At 68.4% G+C, this 15803-nt stretch carries 1 protein-coding gene; it reads left to right on the top strand.

Annotated features, from left to right (window positions below):
- Positions 1 to 13: 13 nt before the first annotated feature.
- On the top strand, positions 14 to 15793 hold the full coding sequence (locus tag J3U87_RS31935; RefSeq protein WP_237379864.1) for a non-ribosomal peptide synthetase: 15780 nt from the start codon (positions 14 to 16) through the stop codon (positions 15791 to 15793).
- Positions 15794 to 15803: the final 10 nt, after the last annotated feature.

Below are 15803 nucleotides of genomic sequence, written 5' to 3'. Positions count from 1 at the left end.
GAGTGGCACCACCATGAACACCCAAGAAAAGATCGAACTGTTTCTGCGGCACGCGGTGGCCGCGCATCTGAAAAAAGCTGTGGACGAGGTGCCCATTCACCTGGGCTACTTCGAGCTGGGCTTGAAATCGGCCGCGGTGGTCGGCCTGGTGCGCGACATCGAGCGCAAGATCGAGGGCCGGCTGTTGCCCAGCGTGCTGTTCAAGTACCCGACCATCGAGCAGTTGCGCGACTACCTGCACGCCGAGCACGAGGCCGACTTCGCCCGCATGGTCGTGCGACGGACCAAAGGCCGCAAAGCGAAGCGGTCCCGCGCGGCCGAATCCGGCTCGCGTAGGCTGAAGCCCTTGCCTGGCGGGGCCCGGTTCTTCGCCGAACCGCAAAGATCCCAGGTCGGCTCGGGTGCCGAGGCCGCCGTGCGGGAAGCCGAGCGGCCCCCGGCCTCCGAGACCGCGGAGCCGATGACGTTCCCGCTGACGGAAGGCCAGCAGGGCCTGTGGGCGCTTCAAAAGATGATGCCCACCAACAGCGCCTACAACGTGCCGTTGGCCATCGCGTTGCGCGAAACCGTGGATGTGGCCGCGTTGAAGAAAGCCGTTCACTTTTTGATCGCACAGCACCCGATCCTCGCCGCCACGGTCGCCGAACACGAGGGCCAACTGGTGCAACGCTGGCGGCCCGGTCGCGAGCCGTCCTTCGTCGAGCGGGATTGCAGCGGCATGGACATGGCTGCCGTTCACGAACTCATGCGCGCCACGACCCGCGAGGCCTTCGACCTCGAGCGCGGCCCGTTGCTGCGCGTCGCTCTCTTTTCCCGCGGCCCCGAGGAGCACTTCCTCTTGGCGGTCGTCCACCACATCCTGTTCGACGGCGTCTCGTTTCTGCCCTTCCTGAAGACGTTGCTGCACGCCTATCGCGACCTGTGCGCGGGGCGTCAGCCGCAGGCACGTACCCTGCCCGCCGATTTTCGCGATTACGCGGCCGCCGAGCACGCCATGATCACCGGCGTCGAGGGCCGCCGTCGCCTCGACTACTGGCGCACTCAATTGGAAGGGCCCCTGCCTTCGCTGCAGTTGCCCACCGACACACCGCGCGCCGCGATGCGCCTGTTCGAGGGCGCCACCCACATCCAGGCCTTGCCGGAGCCGCTGACGAGCGATTTGCGCGCCTTGGCCGAGACCCATCGTTGCTTCCTCTCGACCCTGTTCCTGGCGGCGTTCAAGGTGCTGCTCTCCCGTTATTCCGGCCAGCGCGACCTGGTCGTCGGCATGGTCACCAACCAGCGTGGCGAGCCCCGTTTCCAGGAGGCCATCGGCTACTTCATCGACATGCTGCCCCTGCGCAGTCGCTGGACCGAGGCGGCCAGCTTCGCGGACCTCCTGGAGGGTCTCCAGGCCACGCTGCTCGACAGCCTCGCCAACGGCTACCCGTTCCCGGCCCTGGTGCGCGAACTCCAGGTGCCGTACTCCGCCGACGAACCTCCGGTCTTCAACGTGGCCTACACCTTCCAGGACGCGGTGGCCACCGGAGACCTGGCCGGACTTTCCGGGTCCCCGCAGACGCCGGTCGAGCTGATCCAGGGCCTGCACCAGGAGGGCGGCTACGAACTGGGCCTGGAAGTCTTCGACGAGGGCCCGCGCTTCACCCTGCACGTGAAGTACAACCCGAGCCTGTACGGCGCCGAAACCGCCGCGCGCATGGCCGGCCATCTGACCCACCTATTGACCGAAGTGGTGACCGACGCGTCGCGATCCGTGGATGCGCTGCCCTTGTTGGACGCGCGGGAGCGCCGCACCATACTGGTCGACTGGAACCGAACCGAGACCGCGTATCCCGCCGACAAAACCGCGTACGAACTGTTTTGGGCGCAGGCCGCGCGCACGCCGGACAAGGTGGCGGTCGCGTGCGAGGAGCGTTCGTTGAGCTACGCCGAGTTGGCCGAGCGATGTGACGTACTCGGTGCCTACTTGCGTTCCGAAGGTGTCGCGCCGGGCAGCCTGGTGGGTCTGTGCGTGGATCGCTCGCTGGACATGATGGTCGGCTTGCTGGGCGTCATGGCTTCCGGTGGCGCCTACGTGCCGCTGGATCCCGGATTCCCCGCGGAACGGTTGGCCTACATGGTCGCCGACAGCGAGGCCGGCATCGTCCTGACCCAGAGCCGCTACCTGGAGATGGTCGCGGATCTGGTGGGTCCGGAGACGATGGTCGTGGCACTCGATCGCGATTGGGACCGCATCGCGGAAATCGGGGCGGCACAAATCGAGGTACCGAGCCCGGGCGAATGGGGCACCGATCGGACCGCCTACGTCATGTACACCTCCGGATCGACCGGCAAACCGAAAGGCGTGGTCGTCCCGCACCGCGGGTTGACCAACTTCCTGTGGTCGATGGCGCGCGAACCGGGGCTCGGCGCCGACGACCGCCTGCTCGCCGTGACCACCTACTGCTTCGACATCTCCGGCTTGGAACTCTACCTGCCGCTGCTGGTGGGCGGCACCTGTGTGATCTGCGCCGCCGACAAGGTCGGGGACGCGGTGCGGCTGCGCGACGAGATCGCCCGCGTCCAGCCGACCCTGATGCAGGCGACGCCGGCGACCTGGACCATGCTGTTCCTCGCCGGTTGGCGAAACCGCGAGGGGGTTCGCGTGCTCTGCGGCGGCGAGGCCCTGCCCGAACCGTTGGCCCAGCGCTTCGCCGAGACCGGCTGCGACGTGTGGAACATGTTCGGTCCCACCGAGACCACGATCTGGTCGACGGTGCGGCACATCGAACCCGGGGCGCCGGTCACGATCGGCAAGCCGATCGCCAACACCCACATCTACATCCTGGACGGCAGGGGCGAACCCGCGCCTGTCGGCGTGCCGGGCGAGTTGTCGATCGGGGGCGACGGGGTCGCTTCGGGTTACTTGAACCGTCCCGAGCTGACCGAGGCCCGCTTCGTCGAGGATCCCTTCGTTTCCGGCGGCAAGGTCTACCGCACCGGTGACCTGGCCCGCTGGCTGGCCGACGGTTCCATCGAGTTCCTCGGCCGCATGGACGGCCAGGTCAAGGTGCGCGGCTACCGCATCGAACTGGGCGAGATCGAGAGCCGCCTGGATGCGCGGCCCGAGGTGGCCGAGGCGGCCGCCGTTGTGCGTCGCGACGGCGACAACCACCGCCTCGTGGCCTACGTGGTACCCGCCGCCGGGGCACGGATCGACGCGCCCGCTCTGCGCGCGGCCCTGAAGCGATCGCTGCCGGACTACATGGTGCCCGAACTGATTCTGGAACTGGACGCCCTGCCGCTGACACCCAACGCCAAACTGGACCGCAAGACGCTGGCCGCCCGCCCGATCGCCGTGCAGCGGGTTCCGGCGGCGCAAGTGCCGCAATCCGAGCTGGAAAGCCAGGTTCGGGATATCTGGCGGACCGCGCTCGAAGTGGCGGAGATCGGCGTTGACGACGGCTTTTTCGAGGTGGGCGGCAATTCGATTTCCGCCGTCATCGTGGCCGCGCGGATCCAAAAGGCCCTGGATGCCCCATTCGATGTCACCGCACTGTTCCGCCATCCCACCATTCGCGAAACGGCGCGCCACATCGCCAAGATGCGCGGGGAGGAGCCGGCGGCCGAAGGCTTGCGGGCCCAACGCACGCCTCGGGTCGTGCCCTTGAACGGGCGCCGTCCGGCCCCATCGGATCAAGCGCTCGAGACGCCCGATCGCGACGCGGTCGACCTGCCGGACTACTACGATCACAGCCTGGCCGTCATCGGCCTCAGTTGCCGGTTCCCGGGCGCCGACGATCTGGATGCCTTCTGGGACCTGCTGCGCGAGGGCCGCGAGGGCGGCACCACCCACACGCGCGACGACCTGCGCCAGCGAGGCGTGCCCGAACGCGTCCTGCGCGAGCGGGATCTGGTTTCGCGCAGTCTCGGCATCGCCGGCAAGGACCTGTTCGATCCGGGCTTCTTCGGGATCCCGCCGCGCGACGCGGCCTTCATGGACCCGCAGTTCCGGCACCTGCTGATGCACGCCTGGTGGGCCGTGGAAGACGCCGGTTACGCGCCGGGCGCGATTCCCGACACGAGCGTGTTCGTCTCCGCCGGGAGCAGCCTCTACCAGGCGCTGTGTCACGAGATCCGCTCGGGCGGGTACGTGCTGGAGCGGACCGACGACTACGTGGCCTGGCTGCTGGGCCAGGGCGGGACCATCCCGACTTTGATCTCCTACAAACTCGGCTTCAGGGGACCCAGCGTTTTCGTCCACACCAATTGCTCTTCGACCCTCACCGGCCTGCACTTGGCCTGGCGCAGTCTCCAAGCCGGCGAGGCCCGTCACGCCCTGGTCGGCGGCGCCGCCCTGTTCCCCGGAACCAACCTGGGCTACGTGCACCAGGCCGGGCTCAACTTCTCCAGCGACGGCCGGATCAAGGCCTTCGACGCGGCTGCCGACGGCATGATCAGCGGAGAAGGCGTCGGCGTGATGCTCGTCAAGCGGGCCGTGGATGCCGTGCGCGACGGCGATCGCATCTATGCGCTGGTGCGCGGCGTGGCCGTCAACAACGACGGCGCCGAAAAGGCAGGCTTCTACGCGCCCAGCGCCCGGGGCCAAGCCGCGGTCATCGATCGCGTCCTGACCGAGACCGGGGTCGATCCCGCAACCATCGGCTACGTGGAGGCCCACGGCACGGGCACCAAGTTGGGCGATCCGATCGAGGTGGCGGCCCTGCGCGAGGCTTGGCGACCGCACACCGACGCCAAGGGCTTTTGCGGACTCGGATCGGTCAAAACCAATCTGGGCCACCTGGACACCACGGCCGGGCTGGCCGGTTGTATCAAGACGGTGCTGGCGCTTCACCACGGCCAATTGCCGCCGACTTTGAACTACCGTCGGGCCAACCCGGCCATCGACTTCACCGACTCGCCATTCTACGTGGTCGACCGGCTCCAGCCGTGGCCCGAGGGATCGGAACCGCGCCGGGCCGCCGTCAGTTCGTTCGGGATCGGCGGAACCAATGCGCACGCGATTCTGGAAGCCTACCGGCCCAGCCGGCACGCGGCCGAGCGCGCCGCCCTGGCGCCGGTGCGCTGTTCTCGCTACCTGGTGCCGCTGTCGGCGCGCGACGAAGCGCGGCTGCGGGACTACGCGGCCAGCCTGCTGACCTGGCTCAACGAGCGCGCGGCCGGCGACGGCGCCTTCGAGCTGGCCGATCTGGCGTTTACGCTGGGTGCCGGTCGCGCGGCCATGGCCCAGCGCCTGGTGTTCGCCGTCACCGACGAGGTGCGTTTGCGCCGCGAGCTGGCGCGCTTTCTGGCGGGCAAGGGAGACGGCACGGCCTGGTTCCGAGGCGCTGCCGACAAGGCCGGCGACGACCTCCTGAGCGAAGACGATCAGCGGCGCCTGGTGGCCGAGTGGATCGAGCGGCGCCAGTTCGAGCGCATCGCAAAAGCCTGGTGTGCCGGTTACCCCGTGGATTGGTCGGCCCTGTGGGGTTCGTTCTCCTCCGAGGACCGCCGCCCGCCGCGGCGCATCGCGGCGCCGAGCTATCCCTTCGCCCGCGAGTCCTACTGGCCGGAACCCAAGCCCGTGAGTGACGGCTCCGGTGGAGCGGGCGTGCTGCACCCACTGGTCCACCGCAACGCCGCCAACCTGAACCAACTGCGCTTCACCACGACGCTCACCGGCGGCGAGTTCTTCCTGGCCGATCACGTGATCGAGCACCGCAAGATCCTGCCCGGCGTGGCCTACCTGGAGATGATCCGGGCGGCCGTGGCCCTGGCCGCGAGACGCCCCGACGGCGCCGAGCCGGCGATTCGGTTGCGGACCTGTGTCTGGCTGCGACCGATCGCGGTGACCGACACTCCGGTGGAGGTCGCGATCGAGCTGGCACCCCAAACCGAGAACCGGATTTCGTGCACCGTCACCACCGAAGCGGACGGCCCGGGCGGGGCCCGGATCGAGCATTTCCGCGGCGACGTTTTGCTGGTGCCCACGGAAGTCGAGGCCGAGCTCGGTTTGACCGCGCTCCGCGAACGCATGACCGAAGAGCGGGTGCCGGGAGAGGTGTTGTACCGCGGTCAGGATCGCGCGACCTTCCTGCACGGCCCCAGCTTGCGCGGCGTGCGTGCGGCGGTTCGCGGGGGACGCGCACCGGAAGGGGAGGCCCTCGGCGAGCTGGCGCTGCCCGAATGTGTCGCCGACACGCTCGACCGCTTCGCCGCCCACCCCAGCCTGTTGGATTCCGGCGTTCAGGTGGCGCTCCATTTCGCGACCGGACGCTTGACGGCCCAAGCTACAGCCAACGCCGTGCCCGGTTACGGCGTGCCCTTCGCGCTGGACGAAATGGAAGTGCTGCGGCCTTGTTCGGAGGCGATGTGGGTTTGGGCCCGCCATGCAGCGTCGGGCGATGCCGGCGGCCGATCGAACGGCCAATCGCTCGATCTCGACTTTTGCGACGACCAAGGTCGCATCTGCCTGCGCCTGAAGGGATTGGCCTATCGGCTGCTGACTCCGGGCCAGGCGAACTGGGGGGCCGGCGAGATTGACACCCTGTTGCTGGAACCTACCTGGACCGAGCGGCCAGTCTCGGCCGTACACGGCTCGCGGGCCACGGGTGAAAAGGCGGATCGGCGCCGCATCGTCCTGTGCGGGTTCCCGCGGACCTGTGTCGCCGCGCTGCACGGCACCCTGGCGCCGCTTCACAAGGTCGAAGCCCTGCCGGTCGACGCGGCCGCGCCGCCCGCGCTGCGTTTCCGCGACCAGGCCCTTCGGCTGTTCCACATCGTGCGCGAGGAAATCGAGGCTGGCCTCGATGGCGGTGCCCTGCTTCAAGTGGTGGTGCCGTCGGATGGGCCCGACCACCTCTCGACCGCGCTGGCCGGCCTGCTCAAGACCGCCCGGCTCGAACACCCGCGCTTGCGCACCCAACTGGTGGAACTGGATCCGCACATCGAACATGCCGAGCTGGCTTCGGTGCTGGGCGCGGCGCTCGGCGACCTGGACGCCGTGCACCTCCGCCACGAAGGCGATTCGTTGAAGGTACCGCACTGGCGGGAATTGGAGCCGGATTCGGCGTCCTCGCCCTGGCGGGATAGGGGCCTGTACCTGATCACCGGTGGTTCCGGTGGTCTGGGCCTGATGTTCGCCGAGGACATCGCCGCCAAGGCCAGAGATGTGATCCTGGTGTTGACCGGGCGTTCGGCGCTCGGGCGCGAGGTCCGGGATCGAATCGCGCGAATCCGTGCTGCCGGCGCGGACGTGCGCTATCGCCAACTGGACGTTGCCGACAAAGCTGCGGTCGAAAAGCTGATCGCCGAGTTGATCGCGGAGGCCGCGGGCCAGGATCGACCCGCGCTCCACGGGGTGCTGCACCTGGCCGGGGTGGTCGACGATCGCTACCTGGTCAAGAAGACCGGCGAGGCCTTCCGCGCGGTGCTGGAACCCAAGGTCCTGGGGGCCGCAAACCTGGATGCGGCCACCCGCGACATCCCGCTGGATTTCTTCATTTCGTTTTCCTCGATGTCGGCACAGGGCGGTCCCGGTCAGGCCGACTACGCCGCGGCCAACGCCTTCCTCGACGCCTACGCGATCGATCGGGCGGCACGCGTCTCCAGCGACCGTGCCGATCGCGGCCCGACCGATCGCGGCCCGACCGATCGCGGCCCGACCGATCGCGGCCCGACCGATCGCGGCCCGCACGGCCGCTCGCTGGCCATCGCGTGGCCCCTTTGGCAAGCGGGCGGCATGGCGGCGGACGAGGCCGCGCGTTCGCGCTTGGCCGAAACGCTCGGCTTGCAACCACTCGCGACCGATCAGGGCCTCGCCGCGTTCTATCGCGCTTGGGCCTCGGGTCGGCCGAATGTTGCGGTGGTCTCGGGCGATGTGCGCAAACTGCGGCGCGCCTTTCTGACTACCGCCGATTCGCGAGACGTCGAGCCGCGCACCGAAACTGCGGTTCCAAGCCCGGCGACGCCGGTCGACCCGGACGATCTGTTCCGCCGGCTGCGTGCGGAGCTGGGCCGCGCCGTCAGCGACCTGCTCAAGGTCGACGCCGGTCGCATTCGCGGCGAAGCCTCGTTCGACGACTACGGGTTCGATTCCATCTCCTTCGCCGATTTCGCCAACCGCCTCAACAAGACCTTCGGCCTGGCGTTGCTGCCGACGATCTTTTTCGAATACCCCAATCTCGACGCGCTCACCACCCATCTGCTGGAACAACACCGCGATGCCCTCGCGAACAGGCTCCAGGAGGGCAGGGTGCGCCAACCGCTCCCGCGCACGCCGGCGGAACCCGCGCCGGCGAAGACCGAGGCACGCGTGTCCGGCTCGCCCTGGCGCGTCGAACCCCAAGTTGCGCCGCGATCCGAGCCCGCGGTCGGCGATCGCGGCCCGGAACCGATCGCCATCGTCGGCATCAGCGGCACCTTCCCCAACTCGCCCGATGTGGCCGCGCTGTGGCGCAACCTTGAAACGGGTACCGATTGCATTTCCGAGATACCCGCCGATCGCTGGGACTGGCGGCGGATTTTCGGCGACCCGCTGGCCGAGCCCAATCGCACCAACGTCAAGTGGGGCGGTTTCGTGGACACGGTTCCCGAGTTCGATCCGCTCTTTTTCGGGATCTCGCCGCGCGAGGCCGAATTCATGGATCCCCAGCAGCGTCTTCTGATGACCTACGTCTGGTCGGCCATCGAGGACGCGGGTTACTCGGCGCGGGCGCTCGCCGGCAAGAGACTCGGCCTGTTCATCGGCACCGACGGCACCAGCGGCTACGCCTCGCTGATGGTCCAGGCCCGGCGCGGCATCGAGTCCTACAGCGCGACCAGCGTGCCCTCCTTCGGTCCCAACCGGATGAGTTACTTCCTTGACGTCACCGGGCCTAGCGAGCCGGTCGAGACGGCCTGCTCCTCCTCGCTGGTGGCGATCGACCGCGCCATTCAGGCGATGCGCGCCGGCAGTTGCGAGATGGCCGTGGTCGGCGGGGTTCACGCCCTGGTCAATCCCAGCGCCCACATCAGCTTCAGCAAGGCCGGCGCCCTGGCGCCCGACGGTCGCTGCAAGACGTTCTCGCCCCAGGCCAACGGCTTTGCCCTGAGCGAAGGGGCCGGCATGCTGGTGTTGAAGAAGCTGCGCGACGCCGAAGCCGCCGGCGACCACATCTACGGCGTGGTGCGCGCCACGGCCGTCAACCACGGCGGGCGGGCCAGCTCGATGACCGCGCCCAACCCCAAGGCCCAGGCCGCGTTGCTCCGAAGCGCCTGGCGCCAGGCCGGCGTGGACCCGCGCACGGTGGGCTACATCGAAACCCACGGGACCGGCACCAAGCTGGGCGATCCGGCCGAGATCAACGGCCTCAAGCTGGCGTTTCGCGAGCTGTACCGCGACACGGGCGACGAGCGCGTGACCGAGACCCACTGCGCGCTGGGTTCGGTCAAGTCGAACCTGGGCCACCTGGTCCTGGCCGCGGGCGTGGCCGGCGTGATCAAGGTCCTGCTCCAGTTGAAGCACAAGACGCTGGCCAAGAGCCTCCACACCGAAGACATCAACCCCTTCATCCAGCTCGAAGGCTCGCCGTTCACCATCGTGCGCGAAACGCAAGCCTGGCCGGCACCGCGCGACGCCGCCGGTCGGGAGCTGCCGCGCCGCGCGGGCGTCAGCTCGTTCGGGATCGGCGGCGCCAACGCCCACGTGGTGATCGAAGAGTACCGTGCGCCGGATTCCGAACAACCGGCACCTACGTCGTCCGGACCGGTCGCGATCCTGCTCTCGGCGCGGAACGGCAAGCGCCTGCGCGACTATGCCCAAAAGCTGCTGACCTACTGCGAAGCTCGCCCCGAAAACGCCGGTGACCCCGGTCCCGACGCCGACCTGGCCGCGGTGGCCTTCACCCTGCAAACGGGCCGCGATGCGATGGACGTCCGCCTGGGCACGGTCGTCGGCTCGTTTTCCGAATTGGCCGAACGGCTGCGCGGCTTCCTGGCCGACGGCAGCAGTGCGCCGGGCCTGGCGATGGGCCGGGTTCGCCACGACGACGCCTCTTCCGAGTCCGCGGCCGATGTGGCGCAACGCCGGGCCGAGATCGAACGGCTCCTGGAAGAGGGTGCCCCGACCGAATTACTGGCCCACTGGGTCGACGGAGCCGAGGTCGATTGGGCGCGCCTGTACGCGCACCCGCCGCGGCGGCTCAGCCTGCCGACCTATCCCTTCGCCCGCGACCGCTATTGGCTGCCGGAGGGCATCGACTGGACCCGAATGCAGGGCGTCGCGGGGAGCACGGCGGCGTTGCATCCGCTGGTTCAGCGCAACGCCTCGACCTTTGCCGCCCAGCGCTACGGTTCGGTGTTCGACCGGGATGCCTTTTTCCTGCGCGATCACCAGGTCGACGGTCGGCCCATGCTGCCAGGCGTGGCCTACCTCGAAATGGCGCGTGCCGCCTACCAGGATGCGCTGGGTGAAGATGCCGCGCCGGCACTCGCCGTGAAGAACGTGGTCTGGCTGCGTCCGTTCGTGCTGGACAAGGATTCGCGCGAACTGCACATCGCGTTGAAACCGAGCGGAAGCGGGGCCGAATTCGAGGTCGCCACGGAGGCGGTGGTGCACTGCCAAGGCACGGTGCAGGCCGAAGCCGTCGCCGCGGAACCCGAACCCCTGGATCTGGATGCCCTGCGCGACGCCTGCGATCCGGAGGCGGTGGCCTCCGATCGACTGTACGCCGCCTTCTCTTCGCCGCAGTTCCGGTTGGGGCCGTCGTTCCGCGCCATCCACCGGTTGTACCGCGGTGAATCGGGCGTGCTGGCCGAGTTGGTGCTGCCCCCGTCGGTCGGTGCCGATCGCGAGGCGTTCGTGCTCCATCCCAGCTTGCTGGATTCGGCGCTGCAGGCCTCGACCGCCCTGTTCGGGGACGCGAGCACCGAGGGCTTCAGCCGACCGGCGCTGCCCTTCACCCTTGTCGAGCTGACGCTGTACCGGCCCCTGCCCGATCGCCTCTGGGCCTGGGTTCGGGCCACGAGCAGGCCGGACGGCGCCGCCAAGACCCGCAAGCTCGACCTGGACCTGTGCGATGGCGAGGGGCGCTTGTGCGTGCGGATGCGCGGTTTTTCCTTCCGCATTTTCGGGGAGGAGGTGCGGACCGAACCTGCGAACGACGAGACGTTGCTGCTCGCGCCGCAGTGGCTGGCGCGGCCCATTCCGGCGGTGATCGAACCGGCTTCGCTTCAGCGTCACTACGTCTGCGTGCTCGACAAGCCGCACCTGGCCCAGGCCTTGAGAGCCGAGAAGGGGCCCTACGAGGCGATGTCGTTGCCCGTCGACGACCCGGACGATATGGTGCAGGGCTTCCACAGCCAGGCGCTCGGCGTGTTGGAGTTGCTGCAACGACTGGAGTCGGTGAGGGCCTCCGAACCCATGCTGGTCCAGCTCGTGGTGCCGTGCAACGGGGCGGATCCCGGCTCGGCCCAGGGTCTCCACGGTTTGCTGGCGACCGGGACCACCGAGTTGTTGGCCTTGTGGACCCAACTTCTTTTCGTGCCGGCCGATCTCGGCGCGGCCGAACTGCACAGCCTGTTGCTGGCCGAACGGCGCGGCCTGGAGCATGCGGTTCGGCACGGCGGGGGTCGCCGTCAGGGTGCGCGTCGCAGCGCCATACGCCATCGCTCGGTTCATTTCCGGCGCGGCGAGCGTCTGGAACTGGTACCGAAGCCGCTGCCGAATACCGATCCCGCCGAGCCGACCCTGCCTTGGCGCCAGGATGGCGTGTACCTGATCACCGGTGGCCTCGGCGGCCTGGGTGTGCTCTTCGCCCGCGAGATCGCCGATCGCGTCGCCGGAGCCCGCCTGATCCTGGTGGGCCGCTCGCCGCTTTCCGCCGAAGGCGAAACGGTACTGCGCGAGCTGAACGAACGAGGCGCCCATTCCGAGTATCAACAGGTGGATGTGGCGCGAGCGGAACAGGTCACCGTCCTGGTGGATGAAATCCACGCCGACTATGGGCGTTTGAACGGCATCCTGCACTGTGCCGGCGTCCTGCGCGACAGCCTGCTGGCTCGAAAGACCCGCGCCGAGCTGAACGCGGTACTGGCCCCGAAGGTGGCCGGTGCGGTCAACCTCGATCGAGCCAGCCGGGGCATGGGGTTGGATCTGTTCCTGCTCTGCTCCTCCCTGGCGGCCGAGATCGGCAGCCTGGGCCAGGCCGGCTACGCCGCCGCCAACGGGTTTCTGGACGCCTTCGCGGCCTATCGCAACAAGCTCGTGGCCGTCGGGCGGCGCGACGCACTGAATGACGAAACCGCCTACGGTCACACGCTGGCCGTCGATTGGCCCTACTGGCGCGACGGCGGCATGCGCATCGACGATCGCCGCCTGGACGCCCTGCGCGCGCAGGCGGGCATGGCACCGCTTCCGGCCGAGGCCGGCTTCGCGGCCCTGTATCGGGTCCTGACCCACGAGATCGACCGCGTGCTGGTGTTGCACGGCGATGGGCCGCGACTGCGCGAGCTGTTCTCGCCGGACGAGTCGGAACAAACCGAGCCGACCGCCTTGGACCAAGTGGTGACGCGAGAGGTGGAACCCGAAACATCGCCGCTGCCGGTGGACGAGAAACGGCTGTTCCAGAAAGTGCGCGCGGTTTTGGCCGAGGCGCTCTCGGGCTTGCTTAAAATCCCCCTCGACGAGATCGATCCCGGCCTCGAATTCGACCGCTACGGCCTGGAGTCGATCATGTTGACCGATTTCTCCAACCAGCTCAACGGCGAACACCGCTTGGGCCTGATTCCGACCGTCTTCTACGAGCACCCCACGCTGGACAAGCTGACCCGCCATTTGATCGCCTCGGATCGCGACGCCCTGGCCCGCCGCTTTCTCGATGTGGGCGCCCCAACCGAACCGGAAAAGCGTGGCCAGGCTCGACCGGAGCCGTCCCTGGACACGGGGGCAAAGGGCCCCGCACCGGCGCACCGCTTCCAGGTGGCCAAACCCGTGGCGGCAACCGAAGCCGCCGCCGTGCCGGTCGATCCCGGTGCCGCGGAGGAGGGGATCGCCATCGTCGGCATGAGCGGCCGGTTCCCGATGGCGGCCGATCTCGATGCGTTGTGGGCCAACCTGGCTGCCGGGCGCGACTGCATCCGCGTGGTGCCGGCCGAGCGTTGGGATTGGCGCGAGGTCTTCGGCGACCCGCTCCAGGAAGCCAACAAGACCGACATCCGTTGGGGCGGGTTCATCGATCGTGCCGGTGACTTCGATCCGCGCTTTTTCGGGATCACCCCGAAAGAAGCTCTGGCGATGGACCCCCACCAGCGACTGCTGCTGACCTATGCCTGGCTGGCGTTGGAGGACGCCGGTCACGCCGCCGCCAGCCTGGCGGGCCAGGATCTCGGCGTGTTCGTCGGCACCGCCAACAGCGACTACGGCACCCTGTTCGGGCGCGCGAACGAGACGATCGAGGGCTTCAGCACCACGGCGCTCTCGCCCTCGGCCGGACCCAACCGGATCAGTTTCTTTCTCGACGTGCACGGACCCAGCGAGCCGATCGAAACCGCCTGCTCCTCGTCGCTGGTGGCGATTCACCGCGCGGTGCAGAGCATCCACGCCGGCTGTTGCAGCATGGCGTTGGTGGGCGGGGTTCACGTGGTGGCCACGCCGGGTGGGCACATCGGGTTCAGCAAGGCCCAGGCGTTGTCGAAAGACGGGCGCTGCAAGACCTTCGCGCCGGACGCGGACGGCTTCGCCATCGGCGAGGGTGTGGGCATGCTGTTGCTCAAGCGCCTGTCCCGGGCGGAGGCCGACGGGGATCACATCTATGGCGTGATCCGGGCGACGGCCGAGAACCACGGTGGCCGGGCCAATTCGCTGACGTCGCCCAACCCCGTGGCCCAGGCCGAACTGCTGAAAAAAGCCTACCGCAAGGCGGACATCGATCCGCGCACGGTGGGTTACGTCGAGACGCACGGGACCGGAACCAAGCTGGGCGATCCCGCCGAGATCAACGGCTTGAAATCGGCCTTCGGCGAGCTGTACCGGGAGACCGGCGAGGCGGCGGTGACCGAGCCTCACTGCGGTTTGGGCTCGATCAAGTCGAACATCGGCCACGCGGTACTGGCTGCAGGCGTGGCGGGCGTCATCAAGGTCCTGCTGCAGATGAAGCACCGGACCCTGGTCAAGTCGCTGCACTGCGCGCGGGTCAACCCCTACATCGACCTGGGGAACAGCCCGTTCTACCTGGTTCGGGAGAATCGCCCCTGGGCGTCGATCCGGGACGACGACGGGAACCCGCTGCCGCGGCGGGCGGGGATCAGCTCCTTCGGGTTCGGCGGCGCCAACGCCCACGTGATCCTCGAAGAATACATCCCACCGGACGTGGCCGAGCGGGAAGCGCGAACCGACGAGCCGGTGGCCTTCGTGCTCTCCGCCAAATCCGAAGCGGTGCTGCGCACCTACGCGACCAGCCTCCTGACCCACGTCAAGGCCAACTACCTGCCCCCCGACCGAAGCGACGCGCCAGAAAGCACCCGTCGGCAAAAGGGAGACGAAAAGCCAGGTAGGTTCATCCGCCGGATGAACGAAACGAAGCCGGCGGGCAAGGAGAGCCCGCAAGCCCAAGAGGGCTCCCCACCGCACACCGCCTCACCCAAGGGAGCCGAAAAGCCAGGTAGGTTCATCCGCCGGATGAACGAAACGAAGCCGGCGGGCGAGGAGAGCCCGCAAGCCAAAGAGGGCTCCCCACCGCACACCGCCTCACCCAAGGGAGCCGAAAAGCCAGGTAGGTTCATCCGCCGGATGAACGAAACGAAGCCGGCGGGCAAGGAGAGCCCGCAAGCCAAAGAGGGCTCCCCAGCGCACACCGCCTCACCCAAGGGAGACGAAAAGCCAGGTAGGTTCATCCGCCGGATGAACGAATCGAAGCCGGCGGGCAAGGAGAGCCCGCAAGCCCAAAAGCTGGCCTCCCATCACCTGGAATCAACCAAGGAAACCCTGCGCAACCTACTGGCCCAGATCCTGGCGGTCGAGCCGGCCGACATCGACGTAGACCAGGCCTTCGAAAGCTTCGGCCTCAGCCGCATCCAGAAGCTGGAGCTGCATCGCCGGCTCCTGCAGCGATTCGAAGTCGAGCTGGACGCCCACGCCTTCCTCCAGATGTCCCATCCGAGCGAGCTGTTGGCGCTGCTCGATTTCGCAGCCGAGCCCGTGTTCCACGAGCCGGAGCCCGACGCCGATCGTGCCGATCCGACCACCGTTCGACCTGAGCCCGTCATCCCCAGCCTAAGCGATGTCGCCTTCACCCTGCAGGTGGGCCGCGAGGCGATGACGGAGCGGTTGGGTTTTCTGGTGACGTCCTTCGAAGCGTTGGCCGAGCGGCTGGAGGCGTTCCTGAGCCAACCATCGGGCGGGGACGGCCACGACGCCATGCGCGAACAGGGCCTGTTCCGCGGTCGCGTCACGCGCAATCGCGCCAACGCCGCGGCCTACGATCCTCACGGCGACAAAGCCGAGGACCTCGACCGGTTGACCGACCAGCGGCGCCTCGACGAACTCTTGGCCCTCTGGGTCGATGGCCACACACCCGACTGGCGGCGTCTGTACGCCGGACGCCGACCCAAGCGCCTGGCGCTGCCCACCTATCCGTTCGCCTTCGAGAATTTCTGGGTCGGCCAGCCGCGCGCCCAGGCGGGCGCCGACTCGGCCACTTCCGCGAGCCCGCCGCACCCCGCCGCCGGTGCCGACGAGGCGAAGCGAACCCAGACCGCGCCGGAACGGCCCTCGGTCCTGCAGCAACTGAAGCATCTACCGACCCTCGAAGTCCCCCGGACTATCCTGGGCAAATAAGGGGAAACCA

The sequence above is a fragment of the Sulfidibacter corallicola genome, from assembly GCF_017498545.1.
GTDB lineage: Bacteria > Acidobacteriota > Holophagae > Acanthopleuribacterales > Acanthopleuribacteraceae > Sulfidibacter > Sulfidibacter corallicola.
The sequence above is the reverse complement of the archived record's forward strand: the minus strand, read 5'-3'. Positions and strand labels throughout refer to the sequence as shown.